This window comes from Streptomyces sp. Tu6071, assembly GCF_000213055.1.
Lineage (GTDB): Bacteria > Actinomycetota > Actinomycetes > Streptomycetales > Streptomycetaceae > Streptomyces > Streptomyces evansiae.
This window is the reverse complement of sequence record NZ_CM001165.1, coordinates 1,474,174-1,498,945: the sequence shown is the minus strand read 5'-3', so window position 1 is coordinate 1,498,945 and position 24,772 is coordinate 1,474,174. Positions and strand designations below refer to the sequence as shown.

The 24,772-nt window shown below is 74.7% G+C and carries 22 protein-coding genes; 9 read left to right on the top strand and 13 right to left on the bottom strand.

All coding sequences use genetic code 11. From position 1 onward, the window contains the following. Positions 1-51: 51 nt before the first annotated feature. The 3 genes from STTU_RS06175 to STTU_RS06165 form a co-directional block, all read right to left on the bottom strand. A complete protein-coding gene (locus STTU_RS06175) occupies positions 52-1,347 on the bottom strand; it encodes an HRDC domain-containing protein (protein ID WP_007820864.1) in 1,296 nt (431 codons plus the stop codon). Between the two features lie 91 nt (positions 1,348-1,438). Beyond that, positions 1,439-2,098, bottom strand: coding sequence for a helix-turn-helix transcriptional regulator (locus STTU_RS06170; RefSeq protein ID WP_007820863.1), 660 nt, complete (start codon positions 2,096-2,098; stop codon positions 1,439-1,441). A gap of 342 nt (positions 2,099-2,440) precedes the next feature. Beyond that, positions 2,441-3,103, bottom strand: coding sequence for a DUF3000 domain-containing protein (locus STTU_RS06165; protein WP_007820861.1), 663 nt, complete (start codon positions 3,101-3,103; stop codon positions 2,441-2,443). A 278-nt stretch (positions 3,104-3,381) separates the two neighbouring features. Between STTU_RS06165 and hemE the strand changes: the two genes are divergently transcribed. Beyond that, positions 3,382-4,425, top strand: coding sequence for a uroporphyrinogen decarboxylase (gene hemE / locus STTU_RS06160; RefSeq protein ID WP_086020897.1), 1,044 nt, complete (start codon positions 3,382-3,384; stop codon positions 4,423-4,425). Between the two features lie 108 nt (positions 4,426-4,533). On the opposite strand, the gene STTU_RS06155 is transcribed toward hemE, so the two are convergent. Both STTU_RS06155 and STTU_RS06150 read right to left on the bottom strand, forming a co-directional pair. Further along, on the bottom strand, positions 4,534-5,907 hold the full coding sequence (locus STTU_RS06155; RefSeq protein WP_007820857.1) for an FAD-dependent oxidoreductase: 1,374 nt from the start codon (positions 5,905-5,907) through the stop codon (positions 4,534-4,536). 22 nt (positions 5,908-5,929) lie between these two features. Then, complete coding sequence (locus tag STTU_RS06150; protein WP_007820852.1) at positions 5,930-7,063, bottom strand: DUF4349 domain-containing protein; 1,134 nt, start codon at positions 7,061-7,063, stop codon at positions 5,930-5,932. Between the two features lie 206 nt (positions 7,064-7,269). Here STTU_RS06150 and hemG point away from each other — a divergent pair, with 206 nt between their 5' ends. The 4 genes from hemG (at position 7,270) to STTU_RS06130 (ending at position 13,203) form a co-directional block, all read left to right on the top strand. Beyond that, on the top strand, positions 7,270-8,748 hold the full coding sequence (gene hemG / locus STTU_RS06145; protein ID WP_007820851.1) for a protoporphyrinogen oxidase: 1,479 nt from the start codon (positions 7,270-7,272) through the stop codon (positions 8,746-8,748). A gap of 176 nt (positions 8,749-8,924) precedes the next feature. Next, positions 8,925-9,641: a hydrogen peroxide-dependent heme synthase gene (gene hemQ / locus STTU_RS06140; protein ID WP_029397215.1), complete on the top strand. Its 717-nt coding sequence runs from the start codon at positions 8,925-8,927 to the stop codon at positions 9,639-9,641. 146 nt (positions 9,642-9,787) lie between these two features. Then, a complete protein-coding gene (locus STTU_RS06135; protein WP_007820849.1) occupies positions 9,788-11,368 on the top strand; it encodes an FMN-binding glutamate synthase family protein in 1,581 nt (526 codons plus the stop codon). A 107-nt stretch (positions 11,369-11,475) separates the two neighbouring features. Further along, entirely contained in the window at positions 11,476-13,203 is a 1,728-nt protein-coding gene (locus STTU_RS06130; RefSeq protein ID WP_007820848.1) for a thiamine pyrophosphate-dependent enzyme, read from the top strand. Between the two features lie 86 nt (positions 13,204-13,289). On the opposite strand, the gene STTU_RS06125 is transcribed toward STTU_RS06130, so the two are convergent. From STTU_RS06125 to STTU_RS06110, 4 genes are all read right to left on the bottom strand, one after another. Next, a complete protein-coding gene (locus STTU_RS06125; RefSeq protein WP_007820847.1) occupies positions 13,290-14,972 on the bottom strand; it encodes an alpha/beta hydrolase in 1,683 nt (560 codons plus the stop codon). A gap of 193 nt (positions 14,973-15,165) precedes the next feature. Continuing rightward, entirely contained in the window at positions 15,166-15,924 is a 759-nt protein-coding gene (locus STTU_RS06120; RefSeq protein ID WP_007820846.1) for a TIGR04222 domain-containing membrane protein, read from the bottom strand. Between the two features lie 44 nt (positions 15,925-15,968). Continuing rightward, entirely contained in the window at positions 15,969-17,672 is a 1,704-nt protein-coding gene (locus tag STTU_RS06115; RefSeq protein ID WP_234019168.1) for an MFS transporter, read from the bottom strand. After that, the gene (locus STTU_RS06110) at positions 17,669-18,133 is read right to left on the bottom strand and encodes a MarR family winged helix-turn-helix transcriptional regulator (RefSeq protein WP_043254316.1); all 465 of its coding nucleotides are present in this window, start codon (positions 18,131-18,133) and stop codon (positions 17,669-17,671) included. The genes STTU_RS06115 and STTU_RS06110 overlap by 4 nt, the downstream gene beginning before the upstream one ends. Positions 18,134-18,303: 170 nt before the next feature. Between STTU_RS06110 and STTU_RS06105 the strand changes: the two genes are divergently transcribed. Further along, a complete protein-coding gene (locus STTU_RS06105) occupies positions 18,304-18,633 on the top strand; it encodes a hypothetical protein (RefSeq protein ID WP_007820843.1) in 330 nt (109 codons plus the stop codon). A gap of 252 nt (positions 18,634-18,885) precedes the next feature. Beyond that, on the top strand, positions 18,886-19,446 hold the full coding sequence (locus STTU_RS06100; protein WP_043254314.1) for a hypothetical protein: 561 nt from the start codon (positions 18,886-18,888) through the stop codon (positions 19,444-19,446). A gap of 102 nt (positions 19,447-19,548) precedes the next feature. Here the strand turns inward: STTU_RS06100 and STTU_RS06095 are convergent, their stop codons facing one another. After that, entirely contained in the window at positions 19,549-20,838 is a 1,290-nt protein-coding gene (locus STTU_RS06095; protein ID WP_043254312.1) for a DUF692 domain-containing protein, read from the bottom strand. A 244-nt stretch (positions 20,839-21,082) separates the two neighbouring features. Further along, entirely contained in the window at positions 21,083-21,796 is a 714-nt protein-coding gene (locus STTU_RS06090) for a peptidyl-tRNA hydrolase (RefSeq protein ID WP_007820836.1), read from the bottom strand. Positions 21,797-21,883: 87 nt separating this feature from the next. On the opposite strand from STTU_RS06090, the gene STTU_RS06085 reads away from it, so the two are divergent. After that, positions 21,884-22,555: an AIM24 family protein gene (locus tag STTU_RS06085; protein ID WP_007820829.1), complete on the top strand. Its 672-nt coding sequence runs from the start codon at positions 21,884-21,886 to the stop codon at positions 22,553-22,555. Between the two features lie 19 nt (positions 22,556-22,574). Here STTU_RS06085 and STTU_RS06080 read toward each other — a convergent pair whose 3' ends face one another. Then, complete coding sequence (locus STTU_RS06080) at positions 22,575-22,763, bottom strand: hypothetical protein (RefSeq protein WP_043254310.1); 189 nt, start codon at positions 22,761-22,763, stop codon at positions 22,575-22,577. Positions 22,764-22,831: 68 nt separating this feature from the next. Further along, the gene (gene zapE / locus STTU_RS06075) at positions 22,832-23,917 is read right to left on the bottom strand and encodes a cell division protein ZapE (protein ID WP_007820827.1); all 1,086 of its coding nucleotides are present in this window, start codon (positions 23,915-23,917) and stop codon (positions 22,832-22,834) included. Between the two features lie 36 nt (positions 23,918-23,953). Between zapE and STTU_RS06070 the strand changes: the two genes are divergently transcribed. Beyond that, positions 23,954-24,742 (top strand): pyrimidine reductase family protein, encoded by a 789-nt coding sequence (locus STTU_RS06070; RefSeq protein ID WP_007820818.1) that lies wholly within the window; start codon positions 23,954-23,956, stop codon positions 24,740-24,742. The last annotated feature ends 30 nt before the right edge of the window (positions 24,743-24,772 follow it).

The window sequence follows — 24,772 nt, the reverse complement described above, 5'->3', positions numbered from 1 at the left end:
CGCCCGTTGCGGGACGCCTGCCCGCAACGGGGGAGGGGACGCGTCGCGGGCTCAGGCCGCGTGGGCCTGGAGGGCTCGGGTCAGTACGGGGGTCACGTGCTCGATCTGCCAGCGCCTCGCCCCGTGCTCCCGCAGCGCCTCCGCGACCGCGTCCGGGTCGGGGGAGGCCGGGGGCTCCCAGCACACGCGGCGCACGGTGTCGGGCGTGATCAGGTTCTCCTGCGGCAGGTGCAGGCGCTCGGCGAGCGTATTGACCCCGGCCCGCGCGGCCGAGAGGCGGGCCGCAGCCTCCGGGTCGCGGTCCGCCCAGGCGCGGGGCGGCGGGGGCCCGGCGACCGAGGCACCCGGCTGCGGAAGCTCGCCCTCGGGCAGCTCCCTGGCCCGGTCGATCGCGGCCTGCCACTGGTCGAGCTGCCGCTTCTGCGCGCGCTGCCCGAAGGCGGGGAGCGCGCCGAGCGCGTGCACGTTCACCGGCACGGCGAGCGCGGCCTCGACGATCGCGGCATCGGGCAGGACCTTGCCGGGCGAGACGTCGCGGCGCCGCGCGATGCGGTCGCGCAGCGTCCACAGCTCCCGTACGACCGCGAGCTGACGGCGCCTGCGCACCCGGTGCATCCCCGAGGTGCGGCGCCAGGGGTCCTTGCGCGGGGCCGGCGGCGGCGCGGAGGCGATCGCGTCGAACTCCTCCAGCGCCCACTCCAGCTTGCCCTGCCGCTCCAGCTCCTTCTCCAGCGCGTCGCGCAGGTCCACGAGGAGTTCGACGTCGAGCGCCGCGTACCGCAGCCAGGGCTCGGGCAGCGGCCGGGTCGACCAGTCGACGGCCGAGTGCCCCTTCTCCAGCGTGTAGCCGAGGACGTTCTCGACCATCGCGCCGAGCCCGACGCGCGGGAAGCCCGCGAGCCGCCCGGCCAGCTCGGTGTCGAAGAGGGAGTGCGGGACCATGCCGATCTCGCGCAGGCAGGGCAGGTCCTGCGTCGCCGCGTGCAGGTCCCACTCGGCGTTGGCGAGCGCCGCGCCGAGCCCGGAGAGGTCGGGGCAGGCGACGGGGTCGATGAGCGCGGTGCCCGCGCCCGCGCGCCGGAGCTGCACGAGGTAGGCGCGCTGGCCGTAGCGGTAGCCGGAGGCCCGTTCGGCGTCGACGGCGACGGGGCCGCTGCCGCTCGCGAAGGCGGCGACCGCGGTGGCGAGGCTCTCGGGGTCCGCGATGACGGGGGGAATGCCTTCGCGGGGTTCGAGGAGGGGGACCGGTGCCGGATGCGCGGCGCCTTCGGCGGGCCCGGGGTCCGTCCCGGAGACCTGCGGTGCGGTGGCTGCTGGGCTGTCTTGGGCGTCGGTGGCATCGGTCACCGGTCAAGGGTATCCGGGGACGTGCCGGAGGCCACCGACGGAATGATCCGCCGGTGGCCTCCCTGGGGGACGGGGGAGAGGACTCAGGTACTCAGTGGATGATGCCGGTACGCAGGGCCACGGCGACCATTCCGGCGCGGTCGCCGGTGCCGAGCTTGCGCGCGATCCGGGCGAGGTGGCTCTTGACGGTCAGTGCGGACAGGCCCATCGAGACGCCGATGGCCTTGTTGGACTGGCCCTCCGCGACCAGTCTGAGCACCTCGACCTCGCGACCCGACAGCTCGCGGTAGCCGCCCGGGTGGCTCGGGGTACCCGGGGGGCGACGGTGGGTGCGGGAAGCGGCGCCGAGCTGGGCCGCGCCGGGGCGGCCGGGGAGCCCGACGTTGGTACGGGTGCCGGTGACGACGTAGCCCTTGACCCCGCCCGCGAGGGCGTTGCGCACGGCACCGATGTCGTCGGCCGCGGAGAGGGCGAGCCCGTTGGGCCAGCCCGCGGCGCGGGTCTCGGAGAGGAGGGTGAGCCCGGAACCGTCGGGCAGGTGGACATCGGCCACGCAGATGTCGCGCGGATTGCCGATGCGGGGACGGGCCTCGGCGATGGACGAGGCTTCGATGACGTCGCGTACGCCGAGCGCCCAGAGGTGCCGGGTGACCGTGGAGCGCACCCGGGGGTCGGCCACGACGACCATCGCGGTCGGCTTGTTCGGACGGTAGGCGACCAGGCTTGCGGGCTGCTCAAGAAGAACGGACACCGGGCCTCCTGTGGTGGGGGAGAGGAGCGGGACGGTCCCGGCCGGGGAAGAAGCCGGGCGAACCGTGCCGACAAGGTCGAAATGAATGTCGGCAGCACGCCTGGAGTCCTTTAGGGGATGATCACGAACGAGGGAGGAAAAAACAGGATGATTAGGACGAGTTTTCGATCACGAAGAGATCGGAACGAGAACTCGAACGAATCAGGTCCCGCGTGTCATCCGTTCGTGAACGACGTCATGTCTTCCCCTACCGGTCCGTAACCGATCCGTAATCGTCAGCCACTGTGTGCCGAGGCCTACTGCCGAGCCCGCCGCCGGAGCCACCGCCCCGCCCGCCCGTCCTCAGGAGCGCGGTCCCCTGCGCTGCGGCAGCGAGACCACCGCGGCCTCGCCCGGCCCCGTCGCCGGGGGCAGCCCGGCGATCTGCGAGAGCAGCTCGCACCACGCCGCGAGGTGCGCCGTCGTGTCGGGCACGCCGCTCGGCGACTCGCGCGGGGTCCAGGAGGCGCGGATCTCGATCTGCGAGGCGGAGGGGCGCTCGCGCAGGCCACCGAAGTAGTGCGAACTCGCCCGCGTCACCGTGCCGCCTGCCTCCCCGTACGCGAGACCGCGCGCGGTGAAGGCGCCGGTCAGCCACGACCAGCACACCTCGGGGAGCAGCGGGTCGGCGGCGAGTTCCGGCTCCAGCTCGGCGCGGACGAGCGTGACGAGGCGGAAACGGCCCTTCCACGCCTCGTGCCCGGCGGGGTCGTGGAGCAGTACGAGCCGCCCGTCCGCGAGATCGTCGTCCTCGCCGTCGGCGACGGCGGCCTCCAGCGCGTACGCCCACGGTGCGAGGCGCTGCGGGGCCCGCGTGGGGCTCAGCTCGATCTCGGGGCGGGGGCGCGCCGCGCGCAAGGCCGCGACGGCGGCCCCGAACTCGGCCGGAGCCCCCTGAAAGTCAGTCCCACCCGTACCGCCTGTTCCGTCCGTACCACCGGATTGTGGTTCCTGAGCCGCAGCCATGCGGCGAAGCGTATGCGCATTCGCGCGGGGGAATGGGGGGTGCTCGCCGTGTGGCGGGAGGTTTGGCCCGAAGTCGGGGGGCGCCTCGCGGGGCTCCGCCCCGGGCCCCGTTTCGGGCTCAGCCCGTTCTTCGGGGCTCCGCCCCGGGCCCCGCTCCTCAAACGCCGGAGGGGCTTAGATTCTGGGCTCCGCCCCGTGCCCTGCTTCCTGCATGGTGGAGGAGCGGGGAAGGGGTGGGGCCGGCAGGTGACAAACTGATCCCCGTGAGTGCCAATGACATGCCGCCGCCCGTGACCCCCCGCGACTCCGTCTTTCTCAAGGCGTGCCGGCGCGAACCCGTTCCCTATACGCCCGTGTGGTTCATGCGCCAGGCCGGGCGGTCGCTGCCCGAGTACCTCAAGGCGCGCGAGGGCATCCCGATGCTGGAGTCCTGCACGCGGCCCGAACTCGTCGCCGAGATCACGATGCAGCCGGTCCGGCGCCACAAGGTCGACGCGGCCGTCTACTTCAGCGACATCGTCGTCCCGCTCAAGGCGATCGGCATCGATCTCGACATCAAGCCGGGCATCGGCCCGGTCGTCGCGGACCCGGTCCGCGGCGCCGCCGACCTCGCGCGCCTGCGCCCGCTCCAGCCCGAGGACGTCTCCTACGTGACCGAGGCGATCGGCCTCCTCACCGCCGAACTCGGCGCGACCCCGCTCATCGGCTTCGCGGGCGCGCCCTTCACTCTCGCGAGTTACCTCGTCGAGGGCGGTCCCTCGCGCAACCACGAGCGCACCAAGGCGCTCATGTACGGGCAGCCGGAGCTGTGGGCCCAGCTCCTGGACCGCCTCGCCGACATCACCACCGGCTTCCTCAAGGTGCAGATCGAGGCGGGCGCCTCGGCCGTGCAGCTCTTCGACTCCTGGGTCGGTGCGCTCTCCCCGGCCGACTACCGCCGCTACGTCCGCCCCGCGAGCGCGAAGGTCTTCGCCGCCGTCGCCGGGTACGGCGTGCCGCGCATCCACTTCGGGGTGGGTACGGGCGAACTGCTCCACGACCTCGGCGAGGCGGGCGCGGACGTCGTGGGCGTCGACTGGCGTGTCCCGCTCGACGAGGCGGCCCGCCGCGTCGGTCCCGGCAAGGCCCTCCAGGGCAACCTGGACCCGGCGGTGCTCTTCGCCGACGAGGCCGCGATCCGCGAGAAGACGACGGAGGTCCTGGACGCGGCCCGCGACCTGGAGGGTCACATCTTCAACCTCGGCCACGGCGTGCTCCCCACGACGGACCCCGGCGTCCTGACGGACCTCGTCGCGGACGTGCACGAGCGCTCGCGACGCTGAACGGCGCGGGCGGTACGGGTACGGGCGGCGGTACGGGCCGCCCCCGCCCCCGTACCGCCGCCCCGCCCCCGTACCGGCGCCGTCACCCCGCCGCCCGTACGCAAGCCGTCATCCCGCCGCCCGTACCGCCTTGACCGCCTTGCGGGCCGCGACGAGGACCGGGTCCCAGACCGGCGAGAACGGCGGCGCGTAGCCGAGGTCGAGTGCTGTCATCTGCTCGACCGTCATCCCGGCCGTGAGTGCGACCGCCGCGATGTCCACGCGCTTGCCCGCGCCCTCGCGGCCGACGATCTGCGTGCCGAGGAGCCGCCCGGTGACGCGTTCCGCGATCATCTTGACCGTCATCGGGGCCGCGTCCGGGTAGTACCCCGCGCGGCTCGTCGACTCGATCGTCACGCTCACGTACTGGTACCCGGCAGCCGCCGCGTCCCGCTCGCGCAGCCCCGTGCGCCCGATCTCCAGCTCGCACACCTTGCTCACCGCCGTGCCCACGACGCCCGGGAACGTCGCGTAGCCGCCGCCGATGTTGGAGCCGATGACCTGGCCGTGCTTGTTCGCGTGCGTGCCGAGCGCGATGTGCCGGGTGCGCCCGGCGAGCAGGTCGAGGACTTCGACGCAGTCGCCGCCCGCGTAGATCTCCTCGTGCCCGCGCACCCGCATCGCGAGGTCCGTGAGCAGCCCGCCGGACGGCCCGAGCGGGAGGCCCGCCGCGCGCGCGAGGTCGGTCTGCGGGCGGACGCCGAGGCCGAGCACGACGACGTCGGCCGGGTACTCCGCCTCGTCCGTGCGCACCGCGTTCACGTGCCCGTCGGGCCCCGTGCCGAGCGCGGTCACCGCCGTTCCGTTGACCATCGTGATGCCCATGCCGCGCATCGCCTCGTCGACGAGCGCGCCCATGTCCGCGTCGAGCGTCGTCATGGGCTGCGGCGCGTGGTTGACGACGGTGACGTCGTAGCCGCGCCGGATCAGCGCCTCGGCCATCTCGACGCCGATGTATCCGGCGCCGACGACGACGGCCCGCTTGCCGCGCGCCCGCGTCAGCGTGGCGAGGAGCCGTTCGCCGTCGTCGAGCGTCTGCACGCCGTGCACGCCGGGGGCGTCGATGCCCGGCAGGTCCGGACGCAGGGGCGCCGCGCCGGTCGCGATGACCAGCTTGTCGTACGAAGTCCAGTACTCGCCGCCCGACTCCAGTTCGCGCGCCCGCACGCGCCGCCCCTCGACGTCCAGTTCGGTCACCTCGGTGCCCGTGCGCAGGTCGATGTCGCGGGCCCGGTGCTCCTCGGGCGTCCGCGCCACGAGGTCCTCCGGGCCCGCGACGTCGCCGCCGACCCAGTACGGGATGCCGCAGGCCGAGTACGAGGTGTGCCGCCCGCGTTCGAAGGCGATGATCTCCAGCTCGTCCGGGCCCTTGAGCCGGCGTGCCTGCGAGGCCGCCGCCATTCCCGTCGCGTCGCCGCCGATGACGACCAGTCGTTCACTCATGCGGGCAGGCTACGCGGGGTGATCACGGCCGGGCAGGGGGCTCGGGGTCCCGGCCGGGGGTGTCGGCGGCGGGGGACTCGGACACGCCGTCGGCATCGGGGGTGTCCGCCGGGTCCGGGGCGTCCGGGCCTTGCGCGGTGCTCGTCGTCTCCGGGGTGTCCGCCGTGCCTCCCGTACGCCCCCACCGTCCCCGTACGCGCCCGCGCACCGCCCAGGCCACGAGGAGCACCACGGCCGCCACCGCGAGGAACGGCAGGAGCGCGCCGAGGACGACGCCGATGACGCGCACGGTCGCGGTGAGCGCGTGCCAGCCACCCGCGAGCGCGTCGCCGAAGCTCGTGTCGTCCTTCTTCTCCTTCTTCTTCTCGGGCGGGGTCTCGGGGCCCTCGACGGTGAGCGTGAGCGTCGAGAGCGCCGTGCGGTCCCTCAGACCCGCCTGCTGGGCCAGCAGTGACTCCAAGTCGGCCTCGCGCGTGCTCAGTTCGCTCTCCAGCGCGGTCACGTCGGCGATCTTCGTCGCGTCGTCCATGAGCGCCCTGATCCGGTTCACGCTCGCGCGCATCGTCCGGACCCTGCTGTCGACGTCGACGACCTGCGAGGACACGTCCTGCGAGCGCACCTCGTCGTCGAGGAGCCTGCCGGGCCCGTCGGAGAGCGTCCGGTGCACCGCGTCGAAGGAGTCCACGGGGACGCGCAGCGTCAGCCGGGAGCGGGCGCGCTCTCCGCCCCCGCCGGTCGTCGTCTCCTCGCTCACGAAACCGCCCGCGTCGGCGGCGGCCGTGCGGGCGCGGTCCGCCTCCTCGGCCACGTCCTCGACCCGTACCCGCAAGGTCGCCGTACGGATGAGGTGCAGGCCCTTGGGGGTGGGGGCGTCCGCCTTCGTGGTCCGGCCGGTGCCACCACCGGACTTCGCGCCGTCCGCGCCCGGCCGCGCGCCGCTCGCCCCGTCCGCCACGGCCCGCTTGGCGTTCGAGCCCGCGCTGTCGGCGCCGCCGCCCGCCGTGCAGCCGCCCAGCACGAGCGCAGCGGTGAGCGGCAGCGCGAGCACCGCGAGCAGCCGGGCCCGCCCCCCGGCGCCGCGCGCCCCGTACCCGTACGCCGCGCGGCCCGCCCCGTGGCGTCCGCCGTCCCCGCCGGTCCCGCGTGTCCTCGTCATGGTTCCCCCTTGTCGGCGAGCCCCCGTGCGGGGCTCTGTCCTCAGGACGGAGGAGGACGCCGCGACGATCGGTCCGCGCGATACCGAAGCGGTCACGAGGGGGACACGGGACGGAAGCGCGGCAGCGCGGCGCGCGCCCCCCGCGCCCGCCCCCGCAAGCCCGACCCTCCCGCCGCCCGCTGTCCGTACGGTGAGAAAGTGGACCCATGAGCGAAGTCCCCAGCAGCACCCCCGTCTCCGCCACTTCCTCACCGTCCCCCGCGCCGTCCCCCGGCGTGCCCGCGCCCGGCCCTGCTCCCCGCCTCCTCGTCCTCGGCGGCGGCATCACCGGTCTCGCCGCCGCGCTGCACGCGGTCGACGCCGGTGCCCGCGTGACGCTCGTGGAGGCCGCCGCGCGGCTCGGCGGCAAGCTGCGCTCCGGCGAGATCGAGGGCGTACGGGTCGATCTCGGCGCCGAGTCGATGCTCGCCCGCCGCCCCGAGGCCGTCGCCCTCGCGCGCGCGGCCGGGCTCGGCCACAAGCTCCAGCCGCCGAACACGGCGAGCGCCTCGCTGTGGACGCGCGACGCGCTGCGCCCGATGCCGAAGGGGCACGTCATGGGGGTCCCGGCCGAGGCGGCAAGCCTCGCGGGGGTGCTCTCGGACGAGGGGCTGCGGCGGATCGACGCGGAGGCGGAACTGCCGCCGGAGGACCTGGGCGACGACGTCGCGATCGGCGAGTACGTGGCACGCCGCCTGGGCCGCGAGGTCGTCGACCGGCTCGTGGAGCCGCTGCTCGGCGGGGTCTACGCGGGCAACGCGTACCGCATCTCGATGCGCGCCGCCGTGCCCCAGCTGTGGAAGACCGTTCAGGAGCACCCGCGCCTGACCGACGCGGTGCGCGCCGCGCAGGCGAACGCGGCGCACGCGGCGGGCGGCAAGCAGCCGGGCGGGCCGGTCTTCCAGGGCCTCAAGGGCGGCCTCGGCACGCTGCCGCTCGCGGTGGCCCGCACCGTGCGCGACCGGGGCGGTGAGATCCGGACGGGGACGGCGGCCGAGGAGCTGCGCCGCACGCCCGACGCCTGGCGCGTCGTCCTCACCGACGGCGGCGTCCTCGAAGCGGACGCGGTCGTGATCGCGCTGCCCGCGCCGCGCGCCGCGCGCCTGCTCGACGCGGAGTCGCCCGCCGCGGCGGCGGAGCTGCGCGCCGTCGAGTACGCGTCGATGGCGCTCGTCACGCTCGCGTACCGCCGCGCCGACACGGCCGCGCTGCCCGCGGGGAGCAGCGGCTTCCTCGTGCCGCCCGTCGACGGGCGCACGATCAAGGCGTCCACGTTCAGCAGCCAGAAGTGGGCGTGGGTGGACGAGGAGAACCCCGACCTGCTCGTGCTGCGGACCTCGCTCGGGCGGCACGGCGACACCGCCGACCTCGCGCGCGACGACGCGGAACTCGTGAGCCTGTCGCGCCGCGACCTGCGCCTCGCCACGGGCCTGGACGCGCGTCCCCTCGCCTCCGTCGTGACGCGCTGGAACGACGGCCTGCCGCAGTACCCGGTGGGTCACCAGGGCCGCGTCGCGCGGGTGCGCGAGCACGTCGCGAAGCTCCCGGGCCTCGCGGTGTGCGGCGCGGCGTACGACGGCGTGGGCATCCCGGCGTGCGTGGCGAGCGCGCGGGAGGCGGTGGACAGCCTGCTGACCATCGGCTGAGCCGAAGGGAGCGCGACGGTGCCGAGACGCCCGTCGCGCGCAGGTCGTGAGGGACGAGCGGCCGAGCACGTCGGGTGGCTCGGCGCCGGCATCGGCGCTCCCGGAGGCGAAGCCGACGCCAGCGAAAGAAGCGGCCCGGGTCGGACGGCGGAAAGCGGAGAAGGAGAATGGACGGCATGAGTGCTGCTCCTGAGAAGATCCCCCACGCGGGCAAGAAGGCCAAGGACCTCAACGAGGTCATCCGCTACACCCTGTGGTCCGTGTTCAAGCTCCGCGACGTGCTGCCCGAGGACAGGGCCGGGTACGCCGAGGAGGTCCAGGACCTCTTCGACCAGCTCGCCGCCAAGGACGTCACCGTGCGCGGCACGTACGACGTCTCCGGGCTCCGCGCCGACGCCGACCTCATGATCTGGTGGCACGCAGAGACCTCGGACGAGCTCCAGGAGGCGTACAACCTCTTCCGCCGCACCCGCCTCGGCCGCGCCCTGGAGCCGGTCTGGTCGAACATGGCGCTGCACCGCCCGGCGGAGTTCAACAAGTCCCACATCCCGGCGTTCCTCGCCGACGAGAACGCGCGCGACTACGTCAGCGTGTACCCCTTCGTGCGCTCGTACGAGTGGTACCTGCTGCCCGACGCGGAGCGCCGCACGATGCTCGCGGACCACGGCAAGATGGCCCGGGGCTTCCCCGACGTGCGGGCCAACACGGTCGCGTCGTTCTCGCTCGGCGACTACGAGTGGATTCTCGCCTTCGAGGCCGACGAACTGCACCGCATCGTCGACCTCATGCGCCACCTGCGCGCCTCGGAGGCCCGCCGCCACGTCCGCGAGGAGGTCCCCTTCTACACGGGGCGCCGCCGGTCGGTCGCGGAGCTGGTGCGGGGCCTGGCCTGAGACGCGGGTACTTGGCGGCGACGGGCCCCACGGGCTCCGCCGCCGCCCGGTAGCGCGAGCGCGGGAGGAGGTTGCCGCGCGGATTGCCTTTTCATGGGCATCCCGTGGGGCATGAACGCATCGCGGCAGGACAGGCCCTGAACGTGATGCGTTTCGTGGTGGTCGTTCTCCTGACGATATGCGGGGCCGCCGGGGCGGTCGCCGCCCTCGCCGTCTCCCCCTGGTGGTGGTGCGGCGCGGCTCCGCTGCTCGCGCTCGCCCTGTTGGCCTGGGCCGATCTCGTCCAGCCCCGGCACTCGATCCTCCGCAACTATCCCGTCCTCGGGCACCTGCGTTTCCTGCTCGAATCGCTCCGGCCCGAACTCCAGCAGTACTTCGTGGAGCGGAACTTCGACGGCCGCCCCTACGACCGGGACACGCGCAGCATCGTCTACGAGCGGGCCAAGGGCGTCGACGCCGAGCAGCCCTTCGGCACCGAGCGGGACGTCTACGCGGTGGGCCACGAGTCCCTGGTCCCCTCCCTCGCGCCCGTCCGGCAGCCCGAGGAGGCGCCCCGGGTGCGCATCGGCGGGCCGGACTGCACCCAGCCCTACGACATGGCGCTGCTCAACGTCTCCGCGATGAGCTTCGGCTCGCTCTCCGCCAACGCGATCCTCGCCCTCAACACCGGGGCGGCGCGCGGCGGTTTCGCGCACGACACGGGCGAGGGCGGGCTCTCCGAGTACCACCTGCGTCCGGGAGGGGACCTGGTGTGGGAGATCGGCACCGGCTACTTCGGCTGCCGTACGCCCGACGGGGACTTCGACCCGGAGCAGTTCGCGGAGAAGGCCGCCCACCCGGCGGTGCGCTGCCTGTCGCTCAAGCTCAGCCAGGGCGCCAAGCCGGGGATCGGCGGGGTGCTGCCCGGCGACAAGGTCAACGCGGAGATCGCCTCCGTGCGCGGTGTGCCGCAGGGCGAGACGGTCGTCTCACCGCCGTACCACCGCGTCTTCTCGACACCGCGCGAACTCGTCCGCTTCCTCGCCCGCATGCGCGAGCTGGGCGGGGGCAAGCCGGTCGGCTTCAAGCTCTGCGTCGGCTCGCGCCGCCAGTTCCTCGCTGTCTGCAAGGCGATGCGGGAGGAGGACGTCACCCCCGACTTCATCGTCGTGGACGGCGCCGAGGGCGGGACCGGGGCCGCCCCGCTCGAATTCGCCGACCACCTCGGGATGCCGCTCACCGAGGGACTCATCACGGTGCACAACGCGCTCGTGGGCACCGGCCTGCGCGCGCGGGTGCGCGTCGGCGCCAGCGGCAAGGTCGCGACCGGTAGCGATCTCGTCAAGCGGCTGCTCATGGGGGCCGACTACACCAACGCCGCCCGCGCGATGATGTTCGCCGTCGGCTGTGTGCAGGCGCAGCGCTGCCACACCAACCGCTGTCCCACCGGAGTCGCCACGCAGGACGCGCGGCGCGCCCGTGCCCTGAACGTGGCCGACAAGTCGACCCGCGTCGCCCGCTACCAGGAGGCGACCGTCAAGAGCGCCCTGCAGATCATGGCCGCGATGGGCGTCAGCGAGCCCGGCGGCCTGCACCCGGGGCAGCTCATGCGGCGCGAGCCGGACCGGGCCTTCCGTCCCTTCGACGAGCTGTACGACTGGCTGGAGGACGGCGAACTGCTCACCGCCGCCCCCGAAGCCTGGGCCGCCGACTGGAAGCATGCGGACCCCGACGCCTTCGCGATCTGAGCCTTCCCCTCCCCTCCCTTCCCCTCGCTCCCGGCTCCCGCGCACCCGGGCCGCCTTCGTCCCGACCCCGCCCCGCCCCCCGGCGGGCCCCCGTACAGGAGAACCGTATGTCCCGCACTGTCGCCCGCCTCCTCGTCGACGCCTGGGAGGAACTGGGCGTCCGGCACGTCTTCGGCGTTGTCGGTGACGCGCTCAATCCGGTCACGGACGCCCTGCGCGCCTCGGAGTCCGTCACGTGGGTGGGCTGCCGCCACGAGGAGGCCGCCGCCTTCGCCGCCGGTGCCCAGTCCCAGCTCAGCGGCACGCTCGGCGTGTGCATGGGCACCGTGGGACCCGGCGCCGTCCACCTCCTCAACGGCCTGTACGACGCGGCCAAGAGCGGCACGCCCGTCCTCGCGATCGCCGGGCAGGTGCCGCTCTCCGAGATCGGCAGCGACTCCTTCCAGGAGGTCGACAACGACCTGCTCTTCAAGGACGTCGCCGTCTTCCGCGCCACCGTCACCTCGCCCGCCCAGTTCCCCGCGCTCCTGGAGATCGCGGTGCGCAACGCCATCGGGCGCCGGGGCGTCGCCGTGCTCACCGTCCCCGGCGACATCGGCGACCAGGAGATCCCGGACGACCGCCCGCTGCGCCTGGCCGTGACGCCCTCGCAGAACCGCCCCGACGACCCCGCCGTCGAGGCCGCGGCGGACTTCCTCGACGAGGGCGGCAAGGTCACGCTGCTCGTCGGCCAGGGGGCCCGCGACAGCCGCGCGGACGTCCTCGCCCTCGCGGACCGGCTCGCGGCCCCGATGGTCCTCACCCTCAAGGCGAAGGAGGGCCTGGAGGACGACAACCCCTTCCAGGTCGGGCAGACGGGGCTCATCGGCAACCCCGCCGCCGCCCTCGCCATGGACTCCGCGGACACCTTGCTCCTGCTCGGCACCGACTTCCCGTACCGCGAGTGGTACCCGGAGGGGAAGAAGGTCGTGCAGGTCGACCGCGTCGCCGAGCACATCGGCCGCCGCGTCCCCGCCGACGTCGCGCTCGCCGCGGACGTCGGCCCCACCGTGCGCGGACTGCTCCAGCACCTCGCCCCGCGCGAGGACCGCGCGCACCTGGACCACGCCACCGGGCTGTACGCCACGTGGCGCAAGGCCCAGGACCGGCTGACCGCGCCCGGTCACGACCGCAGGCTCCTCGGCCGGGTCCGCGCCGCCCTCGACAACCGGGACCACCTCGTGCGCCCCGAGGCGCTGGCCGCCGCCGTCGACCGGGCCGCGGCCGACGACGCCGTGTTCACCTCCGACACCGGGATGTCCACCGTCTGGCTCTCCCGCTTCGTGCACATGCGCGGCACCCGTCGCCTGCTCGGCTCCTACAACCTCGGCTCGATGGCCAACGCGATGCCGCAGGCGATCGGCGCCCAGCTCCTCGACACCGGGCGGCAGACCGTCGCCTTCTGCGGCGACGGCGGCCTGGGGATGCTCCTCGGCGACCTCATGACCGTGCGCACGCAGCGGCTGCCGCTCAAGCTCGTCGTCTTCGACAACCAGCGCCTCGGCATGGTCAAGCTCGAACAGGAGCAGGGCGGCCTCCCCGAGTTCGGCACGACGCTCGACAACCCCGATTTCGCCCGGGTCGCGGAGGCCCTCGGCATCACCGGCATCCGCGTCACGCACGCGGACGAGCTGGAGGATGCGGTGGCCCGCGCCTTCGCCTGCGAGGGGCCGGTACTGCTCGACGTCCTCACCAACCCCGAGGAGATCGCCGTTCCGGCCAAGCCCACGGTCCAGCAGGGCTGGGGCTACGCGGTCGCCAAACTGCGCGAGAACCTCTCCAGCGCGGGGGAGTGAGCACAGCGCGGGGGAGTGAGCACAGCGCGGGGAGGGGCCGCGCCCGCGCCCCCTCCCCGCGCCCCCTCCCCGCGCCCGCGTCCGGCTCAGCGCTCCCGCAGCGCCGTCCGCGCCCGCCCCTCGTCCTGGCCCTCGGCGGTCTTCGCCGGTTTCGGCTCCTTGTGCGGGGCGCAGTCCAGGGTGCCGTCCGCGGGGACGCGCCCCGTCAGGAGGTACGTGTCGACCGCCGCGTTGACGCAGTCGTTGGCGCCGCCCGCGATGCCGTGCGTGCCCGCGCCGCGTTCCGTGACGAGGGCCGCGCCGCCGAGGCGGCGGCGCAGTTCGAGGGCGCCGTCGTACGGGGTCGCCGCGTCGCGCTCGGCGGCGAGGATCAGCGTCGGCGGCAGGACGCCGGGGCGCACGCCGATGTCCAGCGGGCGCCGGCGCGGCACCGGCCAGGAGGCGCAGGGGAGGTTCATCCAGGCGTTGTCCCAGGTCTCGAAGGGGGCGACCGAGGCCAGGCGGGTGTTGTCGCGGTCCCACGTCGCGAAGTCCGTGGGCCAGGCCGCGTCGTTGCACTCGACGGCCGTGTACACCGCCGTCCCGTTCTCGTCATCCTTCGCCGCCGCGGCGCTCGGGGGCGCGGCGAGCTTGAGGAGCGGCTTGTCGTCCTTGCCGACGACGAGCCGCGAGAGCACCTCGGCGCGCGAGGCCCAGTAGTCGTCGTAGTACGCGGCCTTGAGGAACGCGGCCTGGAGCTGGGCCGGGCCCACCGTGCCGCCCGCCGGGCGCCGGGCCAGGCGTGCGCGCACCTTGTCGTAGGCGGCCCGTACCGCCGTACCGCTCGTGCCGAGGTGGTAGGCGTCGTCGTGGCGCGCGACCCAGTCGGTGAAGTCGCTCCAGCGCTGCTCGAAGGCGAAGGACTGATCGAGGTTGTTGCGGTACCAGATCTGTTCGGGATCGGGATTGACCGCCGAGTCGAGGACCATGCGCCGCACGTGGCCGGGGAAGAGCGTCGCGTACAGGCCGCCGAGGTACGTGCCGTACGAGGCGCCCATGAAGTTGAGGTCCTGCTCGCCGAGCGCCGCGCGCAGCACTTCCAGGTCGCGCGCGTTGTTGAGCGAGGTGTAGTGGCGCAGCTTCGCGCCCGACCGCTTCGCGCAGCCCTTCGCGTACGCCTCGGCGCGCGCGAGCCGGGCCCGCTTGTACGCGTCGTCCGGCAGGACGGGCGAGGTGTCCGGGGCCTTCGCGTACTCCTTCGGGTCCTGGCAGCTCAGCGGCGCCGAGCGTCCGACGCCGCGCGGCGCCCAGCCCACGAAGTCGTAGGCGGCGGCGAGCTTCTTCCACTCCGGGTACGCGCCGAGCAGCGGGAAGTACATCCCCGAACCGCCCGGACCGCCCGGGTTGAAGAGCAGCGCGCCCTGCCGCTTGGTGCGCTTCCCGCCCGCCTTCGCCGGCACGCCGGTCGCCGCGATCCTGCTCACCGTGAGGCTGATCCGCTCGCCGTCCGGGTGCGCGTAGTCGAGCGGCACCTCGACCGTCCCGCACTTCACGCTGCGCGGCATCTGCTCGACGGCGGGGCAGGTGCCGAAGGTGATGCCGCGCGCGGCGGCCCGCTCGACGCTCGTACCGACCCCGGCGGGCTCCCGCGCGGCGGACGGGGCGGGCGAGGGCGAGCGGTACGAGGGCTGCGCGCCCGCCGGGGCCGCGCCGAGGCAGCCGAGCAGGAGCGAGCCGGCGGCGGCCGGGACCAGGACGAAGCGGGGGGCGGGCCTGCGGGGGATTCTCATACGGGGCGATCCCTTCCGCCGCCACGGCTCGGCGGGCAGCGGGACGAAGAAACGATAAAAGGGATAATTCGTACGAGAGGGGGCGAAGTAAAGGACCGCCGCCCCGTGTCGGGACGACGGTCCTACGGTCGTGGGGCTGGGGCTGGGGCTGGGGCTGGGGCTGGGGCTGGGGCTGAGGCTGGGGCGGTGCGGCTCAGGCCGCCGTGCGGACCGTGAGCGCCGCCCGGAACTGCGGCTCGTGCACCGCGCGCACTCCGTGCACCGCGAGCGCGAGCGCCTCGTGACGCTCGGCCCCGCGCACCGCCTCGGCGCCGAGCGGCGTCGCCCAGCGCCCGTACGGGGCGAGATCGACGCGCGCGATGACGAGGCTGCCCGCGCCGAGCAGCAGCGGCAGCCCGAACCAGCCCGCGACCTCGGCCGCCGAGTGCCCGCCGTGCGGCAGGAGCAGGAGCGAGACGAGCCCCGCCGCGGCCACCCCGAGCACCGTGCGCCGCAACTGCCGCAGCGCCCCCGCGACGAGCGACCGGATCTCCGTGGGCACGGCGAGCCGCGCCGCGCCCAGGCGCTCGCCGAGGGCCCGTACCTCCGCCGACGCGGCGACCTCCGCGCGCAGCTCGGCGACGGGGAGTTGCAGCCCGGGACCGAGCGCGTCGAGCACCGCGCCCTCCAGCGCGTCCGCCGGGCGGTCCGCGACGGCCGTCGCCCAGCCCGTGTGCGCGAGGAGCAGCCGCCCGCGTCGCGCCATCGCCACGAGCGTCACCTCGGCGACCCGCGCGGGCCCGCCGACGAGGAACGCGGTCTCGGCGAGCCCGAGCGGTCGCGCCGCCGGATCACCCCGCCCCGCCGTGAGCCGGAAACGGGGATCGGCGGCACGCACCGCGGCACGGAAGAGCCGCGCACAGGCGACGACGGAGGCCGCCGCGGCCAGCAACAGGACCGGTATCCACAACACCTCCGCTTTGTAACGCTGTTGCGTGATTCATGCCATGACGATGCTCACAGCCGGGCGGTGACCTGCGGCACGTCGCGCCGGGCCGGACCGCGCAGCGACCTGTCCGCCGCCGAGAGGACCAGGAAGGCGGCGGAGAAGCCGAGGAGCAGGAGAGCGAGGTGGTGCAGGCCCGCCGTGTCGGCACCGCCCGCGAAGAAGGCCGCGTTCGCGACCGACGCGACGAGCGCGCCGAGGTACATGAAGGTACGGAGCAGCCCCGCCGACGCGCCCATGCGCGCCGGGTCCGCCTGCGCGTACAGGGCGCTCTGGTTGGCGAGGCCGTTGAGCCCCTGCGGCAGCCCGACGAGCGCGACCAGCGCGGCGAGCGCCCACAGCGGCGTGTGCGCGCCGAGCAGGAGCAGCACCGCGCACCCCGCGAGCTGCGCGGTCGCGCCCACGAGGAGCTTGGAACGGATCGCGGCACGCCGCCCGGTGAGCGCGGTGACGAGGAACGCCAGCGCCGGCATCGGGAGCAGCAGCAGCCCGGAGACCGAGGCGCTGAGGCCGCGCCCTTCGGCGAGCCACTGCGTGAACCCGTAGAGGAAGGCGTACGAGGTCGTGGAGGCGAGGAACTGGCGGCCGTACGTCGCGAGCAGCGGCGCGTTCCCGCCGAGCACCCGCAGGTCGATGAACGGCCGCGCGGCGCGCAGCTCGCGCACCGCGAAACCGGCGCCGAGCAGCGCGGCGAGCGCGGGGAGCCACGCGCGCCCCGGCGCGGGGCTCATGAGGAAGAGCATGAGGGTGGTGAGCGTCCCGGCGAAGAGCGCCATGCCCGCGTGGTCGATCCGCTCGCGCGCGGCGGCATGGGGGCCGGTGCGGCGCGGCAGGCGGCGGGCGCCGAGGACGAGGCACGCGAGGGAGAGCGGCACGTTGATCCCGAAGATCAGGTGCCAGCCGCCGAGGCCGATGAGCGCGCCGCCGAGCGACGGCCCGACGATCGCGATGACCTGGTTGCACAGCGAGAGCGTCGACAGGATGCCGTTCGGGCTCTCGGCACCCGTCCGGTCCGCCTCGCTCCGCAGCAACGACATCGACGCCGGGTACGCCGCCGAGGTCCCGAGCCCGAGCAGCACCCGCGAGACCACCAGGACCCACAGCGCGGGCGCGCACACCCCGAGCACGCCCGCGAGTCCCACGAGCGCCGTGCCGCCGAGGTAGAGCGGGCGCGGCCCGAAGGCGTCGACGAGCCGCCCGATCACCGGCTGGCCGACCGCCGTCGCGAGGTAGAGCCCGGTCACGAGCCACGCGGTCTGGGCGGGACCCGCGTCGAAGGCGCGCCCGATCGGGACGAGTGCGACGGCGAGCATGGAGGAGTTGACGGGGTTGAGGACGGAGCCGAGGACCATGGGCGCGATCAGCCCGCGATCGAACGCCTCGCTCTTCGCGCGGGTGGCGGGGGGTGTCCGGGCTGCGGAGGTTGTCTCGTCCGTGGTGGGCCGGGTGGGGCTCGTGTCTTCGTCGGCGGGGGCGGCGTGGGCTGTCCCGTCCTCGGCGGAGGAGCGGTCCGTTGTCTCCTCGGCCGGTGCGGGCGGGGACGGTTGGTCCTCGGCCGGACCGGTGGCGGACGGCCTGGCGGGTCCGGCGGGGGAGGTGCTGGCGGGTCCGGCGGGGGAGGTGCGGACGGGTCCCGCGGCGGAGGCGCGGACCGCTCCGGTGGCGGGCGGTTCGTCCCCGGCGGCTATCGGGCCCTCGGCCCCGGGCGCCGTCACGGCGCGTCCGCCACGGTGTCGAGGAGGGCGAGCGCGCGCAGGACGGTCTGCCGCTCCTCCTCGGTGCACCGCTCGTCGAGCGCGCGCGTGAACCACGCGTGCGCGGCGCCCCAGCTCTCCTCGCGGTGCGCGCGGCCCCGCTCGGTGAGGGCCACGAGCTGCTTGCGGCCGTCCGCCGGATCGGGGCGGCGCGCGACGAGCCCCGCAGACTCCAGCGCCGCGACGATCGTCGCCATGGACTGCGGCCGGACCCGCTCCCGTCGCGCCAGCTCACTCGACGAGGCGTCCCCCTCGCGTGCGAGCCGCGCGAGCACGGACGACTGCCCGGCGGGCATCCCGCTCTCCTCGCCGGTCAGCTCCCGCAGCCGCCGCCGCAAGCGGCTGAAGACGACCCGCGTGTCCACGGCGATCTGCTGGGCGGAAGGGGAGGTCCCCGGGGGAGGGGAGAGCGCGTCACTCATACGGGCACGGTAAGACCTTCAGGCTGGACTGTCCAGTTTCGGCTGAAGGTTCGCGTCGAGCGCCCGGCACCCCATATCTTCACGATTCCTCCCTGTGGCGGTGGCCGACGATGTGTCACCTTGGTTCGGCTGGTGACGCGTTGCCCAGAGATTGCGCAAGAGGAGCTCTCATGCGATTCCGTGCTGCCGCGGTGTCCGCGGCGGTCGTCCTGTCGACCGCCACCGGTATCGCCGTCTGCTCCTCGTCGAGCGCCGCCGACTCCGGCCTGGCCGACCGTCAGGGCGTGTCCGTGAAGACGGCCTCGCACCCGGACGCCGAGGGCGGCGCCGGGACGAGCGCGCCCCTGACGGACGCCCCTTGGGAGAACGGGGGCGAGGAACTGGACCCCTCCGCCTGTGCGACCTCCGCCGCCGAGATCCCCCCGGAGTGCGCCGTCGACGCGACATTCGCCGACATGACGGAGGGCGACACGAGGGGGGAGCCGCCCTCGGCGCCGTGACGCGGACGGGGCCCACGGCTCCGTGACGCCTACCGAGGGACAGCCGTCCGCGACGCGGTGACGAGGCGACAGGTCGCGTACCCCACGCCTCCCCGTCGTTCCCGGAGGCGGCCCCCGGCGGCGAACAGGCCGTTCCCCGGCTCGCTTCCCACCCCACCCCTACCAGTGGGCAAATGCAGCCACTACCCTCACATCTCGTTCACATGTCGTGGGAATGGCTTCGCGCGCGAGGCCGGGGTGGGGGAGACGGCCATGCGCAACAAGTGGCGCGCGAGACTCGGCGTGCTGACCGGTGCTTCGGCGCTCGTCCTCTCGGCAGTCACGGCGTCGCCGGTGGCGGCGGACGAGGCGCCCCCGGCGACTACGCGTGGGGACGAGGGCCCGCCGGGGTGGCGCGAGGTCGAGATGCCGCCCGGCACGAAGATCGCCGAGGGCGTGGCGACCGCGCAGGACGCTCCGCTCCCCGACGCGAAGGCCGCCGCGGCGGCAGCGGCCGGGCCGCCCAGCTCGTGTCTCGGCGCGACCGCCGCTTACGGCGCGGGCGGCTGCTTCGTGCCCTACGGCGACATCTTCTGGGTCGGCGACCTGCGGAAGGACGGCATGTCGGCGGCCGTGGGGATCTACACGGACTACGGCCGCGCCCCCGACGTGTGCCTCAACAAGAACGGCGTGAACACCTGGGTCACGTGCGACAAAAACTACCGCGAGGACGGCAACGTCCGGCTCCAGGTCTGGCGTTACGACAGCGGCACGGGCAAGTTCTACCAGCCCGAGGCGTGGTCCTCCTGGATTCCGGTCGACGGGCAGTACTGAGGCACTGACAGTACTGAGGGGGAGCGCCGAGGGGCGGCACCGCGCGACGGCGCGCCGAGCGACGCGCCCTCAGCACCTCGCCACCCTCAGCACCCCACCGCCTCAGCCCCTCGGCGCCCCCCGTCCCAGCCACCTCCGCGGCCCCCCGCGCGGCGGCACGGGACCCGAGCGGTCCGCGTGCCAGCGGGTGAGGGCGCGACGGGTGCGGGCGGGCAGCGGCGGGTCCGCGTGCTCCAGTACGTGCGCGGCGAAGTCCAGCGCGTCGCGGCGGTAGCCCCCGGTCAGCGGCCTTGTCGTCGCGTAGGCGCGGAACGCCGCCCGGTACCGCGCGCCGAGCAGGCGCGGCAGTTCGGGCGCCACCTTGCCGACGACCTGCCCCCGCTTGCCCGCGAGCGCCCCCGCCTGCACCGCGAGGCGCCCCGCGTCGAAGCCCCCGGGCACGGGCCCGCCCGCGACGAGCGCCGCGAGCAGCGCGTACTGCTCCTCGGCGAGGCGCGTCCGGGCGGCCTCGGGCACGGTGGCGCCTCCGGCAGGGGGCACGACGACGTTCCCGCGCACGGCCGCCGCGCTCCCGCGCACCGTCTCGCGGATCGCCCGCAACTCGCCCTCCAGCTCACCGGCGGGCGGGAAGTCGTCATCCCGTTCGAGCAGCACCCCCGGCGGCTCGGCCCGCGCGCACAACTCGCCGAGCAGCGCGAGGACCTGCGGCGGCACGGGGTGGGCGTGCGTGTCGTGCCAGACCCCCTCGCGCAGGACGCCGCCCGCGACATGCACGTACGCGAGCGCTTCGAGCGGCAGTTCGTCCAGCGCGCGCACCGCGTCCTCGCCGCTGTTGACCTGGTTCGTGTACAGGTTCGCGACGTCGATGAGGAGCCGGACGCCGGTCCGCTCGACCAGCTCGTACAGGAACTGCCCCTCGGTCAGCTCCTCGTCGGGCCACGTGAAGAGCGCCGCGATGTTCTCGACGGCGAGCGGTACGGGGAGCGAGTCCCGCGCGATGCGGATGTTCTCGCAGAGCACCGCGAGCCCTTCGCGGGTGCGCGGGACGGGCAGCAGGTGCCCGGCCTCCAGGGCACCCGCCCGTACGAACGCGATGTGCTCCGTGACGAGCGGCGAGCCCAGGACCTCGGCGCGCTCCGCGAGCGCCGCGAGCCGTCCCGGGTCGGGCCGCTCGGCGCCCCCGAGCCCCAGCCCGACGCCGTGCGGCACGACGGTCACGCCGCGCGCCCGCAGCCGCAGCAGCGACTCCGGTACGTGCCCCGGGCAGACGTTCTCGGCGACGGCCTCGACCCAGTCGACGTCCATCCGCTCCACGGCGTCCGCGATCTCGGGCCGCCACCCGATCCCGGCCCCGAGCCGAAGCCCCGCCACCGCCCGCGCCTCCACGGTCATCCCCGTCCCCCTCCTGCCGTCCGTCGTCGCGAAGGGGTGATGACCGGCCGGGGAGCGGGTCAACCGCACAGGGGACTTTCTCAGAGCTGTACTTGAGGTTCGAGGGCGCCCGCCGCCCCGGCCAGGGGTGCCGCCACGGGCCGGGTCAAGCGGATGGAGAACCCGGCGCCCGCTGTGCCTCGCCTCCCGCGTCCACGCCGCGAGCGCCCCCACTGCCGCCGGTCAGCGCCCGAGGTGCCGCCGGTCAGCGCCCGAGCTGCCGCAGGTCCGCGACCGCCGTCGCGGAACCGGGCACGACCTCCGTGAAACCCGCGTCGTGGACCACGGGGAGCCCGGCCGCGACGAGCTCCCGCCACCGCTCCTTGTCCGCCGTCCGCACCGCGAGCGGGAACCCGGCCTCCGCCCACGCGGCGCGCCGCTCGCCGTCCAGCTCCCACCACGCGAGCTGCACGGCGTGCCCCGCCTGCGCCATCGTCTTGCCCGCCGACATGTCGACCTCCGGGTTGAGCCACACGACCGGCGTGCCGGGCGCGGGGGCGGCGGGCGGCTCCGGGTCGCTCAGCTCCGTACCCGACACCTGAAGCTTCGCGAGGTCCTTGGGCCAGCCGTCGAGCGGGATCGGCGGGTAGACGCGGACCTCGGCGCTCCCGCCGCTCAGCGTCAGCCCGTCCAGCGCCTCCGCGCGCCGCCACTCGGCGCCCCGCGCGCGCCGTACGACCTTGCGGATACGGGCGTCCTGCCAGTCCCGCACCGCCTCGGCCCACGGCCCCTCGCCCTCGGCGCGCGGGTCCGAGAGCAGCGCGAGCACCGCGCGGGCCGCCGTCTCCAGGGCGTCCGTACGGGCCGGGGGCGCCGTCTTCTCCAGGTGCAGCACGAGCGGGAGGACGAACTGGGGGGCCTCGTCACGGGGCGAGTGCGCGTCGGCGAAGGGCGGGGGAGGGAAGTCGCTGCTGGTCACGCCCCCCAGTCTGCCAGGGCCCGGCAACGCCCCGCGCACGTCCCGCAACCCCTTGGCGCACCGCGCGGGCCCCGCCATGATGGGCGCATGAAGAGCGATCTGTTCGGTGCCGACTTCCTCGCCCGCTCCGCCGTCCCCGGGCTGACCGTGGAGAACCCCAAGACCCTCAAGTACGTCGTGCGCGGCGAGATGCTCGCGCGGCAGGGCGCCATGATCGCCTTCCGCGGCGACCTCCGCTTCGAGCGCAAGGGGCAGGGCATAGGGGGCCTGCTCAAGCGTGCCGTGACCGGCGAGGGCCTTCCGCTCATGTCCGTCGCGGGCAACGGCGAGGCGTGGTTCGCGCACGAGGCGCAGAACGTCTTCGTCGTCGAGATCGAGCAGGGCGACCAGCTCACCGTCAACGGGCGCAACGTGCTGTGCTTCGACCCGAGCCTCGGCTACGAGATCCAGACGGTGAAGGGCGCCGGCATGACCGGTGGCGGGCTCTTCAACAGCGTCTTCACCGGGCAGGGGAAGCTCGGCCTCATGTGCGAGGGGCACCCGCTCGTCATCACGGTCGCCCAGGGCGAGCCCGTCTTCGTCGACACCGACGCCGTCGTCGGCTGGAGCGCCCACCTCCAAACGAGCCTGCACCGCTCGCAGAGCGTCGGCTCGATGCTGCGCGGCGGCTCCGGCGAGGCGGTCCAACTGCGGCTCGACGGCGAGGGTTTCGTCATCGTACGGCCGAGCGAGGCGAAGCCGGAGCAGAAGTCGGGCTGAGTGCGCGGCCCCGCGGCCGTTACCCCGAGCAGGCGGTGCGCTGCCCCTCCAGCCAGGCGCAGCGCGGGCACAGCGTGATGCCCCGGTGCGACTCGGGGTACTCGCTCGGCTCCTGGCACAGCACGCACGCGGCGCGCGGCTCCTCGGCGGTACGCGACCGCTCGGTGCTCGGCGCGGCGCTCGCGGGGGACTGCGGGGTGTCGGGCATACGACCAGGCTACGACGGGCGGGGCGCCCCGGTCGCCCCGCCCGGTGGCCGCCCCACCGCCCGCGCCCTCACCCCTCCGCCGACGCCTCCACCAGCGGCTTCGCGTCGCGGGCCAGGGCCGTGAGCCGGGAGATCGCGCGGAAGTACTTCTTCCGGTAGCCGCCGTTCAGCATCTCCTCGGAGAAGAGCCGGTCGAAGGGCAGGCCCGAGGCGAGGACGGGGACCTCGCGGTCGTAGAGCCGGTCGGCGAGGACGACGAGGCGCAGCGCCGTCGACTGGTCGGGCACGGGAGCGACCCCGGTGAGGCACACGGCGCTCAGCCCGTCCGTGAGCGCCCCGTAGCGGCTCGGGTGCACGCGGGCGAGGTGGCCGAGGAGCGCGGGGAAGGCGTCGAGACTCGCGCCGGGCGTCGTCTCCGCCGCCCGTACCACCCGCTCCTCGGTGAACGGCGCGGGCGCCTCGGGCAGGCCCCGGTGCCGGTAGTCGTCGCCGTCGATGCGCAGCGCGCGGAAGTGCGCGGACAGGCCCTGGATCTCGCGCAGGAAGTCCTGCGCGGCGAAGCGGCCCTCACCGAGCTTGCCGGGCAGCGTGTTCGACGTCGCGGCGAGCGCCACGCCCGCCTCGACGAGCCGCGCGAGCAGCGAGGAGACGAGCACCGTGTCGCCCGGGTCGTCCAGCTCGAACTCGTCGATGCACAGCAGCCGGTGGCCGCTCAGCGTCGTCACCGTCTGCTGGAAACCGAGCGCGCCGACGAGGTTCGTCAGCTCCACGAACGTCCCGAACGCCTTCTTCTCGGGCGGCGCGTCGGTCGCGTGCCACAGCGAGGCGAGCAGGTGCGTCTTGCCGACGCCGTAGCCGCCGTCGAGATACACCCCGCGCGGCGCGGCCGGAGCGCTCGTACGGGCCTTGCGGCCGAACCATCCGCGCTTCCCGGCGGCCGGGGCCGCGTCGAGCGAGGCGGCGAACGCGGACAGTTCCCGCACGGCCTCCGCCTGGCTCGGCTGCCGCGGGTCGGGTACGTACGTGCTGAAGCGGACCGAGTCGAAGCGCGGCGGCGGCACCAGCTCCGCGACCAGGCGCTCCGGGGGGACGCGGGGCTCGCGGGCGCACAGCGACAGGGGCTGCGCCTCGGCTATGGGCGTGGAGGTCGACACGAGTACCCACTGTAAGCGCCGTGCGAGACTGCCGGTATGCGACGCCTGTTCCCCGTGACCGACCCGGCACCGAACGCGACCGACGCCGACCGCGAGTGGCCGCTCGCCGAGCTGGCCGCGCTCTACGCGTACCCCGAGCCGCTGCCCGAGGCCGGTGTACTGCGCGCCAACATGGTCACGACGCTCGACGGGGCCGCCTTCCACGACGGGCGCTCGCAGGGCATCTCGGGGCCGGGCGACATGCGGGTCTTCGGGGTGCTGCGGGCGCTCGCGGACGTCGTGGTGGTCGGTGCCGGAACAGCGCGCGGCGAGCGGTACCGCCCGGCGAAGGCGCGGGAGGCGTTCGCGGCGGCGCGCGCGGAGCGGGGACAGGCACCGGCGGCGGCGATCGCCGTCGTCTCGGCCTCGCTCGACCTGGACTTCACCCTGCCCCTCTTCACCGAGCCCGTCGTCCCCACGCTCGTCCTCACCGGCGCGGAGGCCCCCGCCGAACGGGTCGCGGCGGCGCGCAAGGCGGGCGCGGAGGTCGTCGTCGCGGGGAGCGGCCGGGGCGCGGAACCCGCCCGCCTGCGCGCCGAGCTGGCCGCGCGCGGCCTGCGCCGCCAGCTCGCCGAGGGCGGCCCCGACCTGCTCGGCCGGCTCATCGCCGCCGACACGGTCGACGAGCTGTGCCTCACCGTCTCGCCGTTCCTCACGGCGGGCGAGGCGAGCCGTATCGCCCACGCGCCCCAGGCGCTCACGACCCCCGCCCGCCTGCGTCCCGCCTCGATCCTGGCGGAGGACGGCTTCCTCTTCACGCGGTACGTACGGGACACGGCGGCCTGAGGCGCGCGGAGGGCGGGCCGCTCCCGGGAG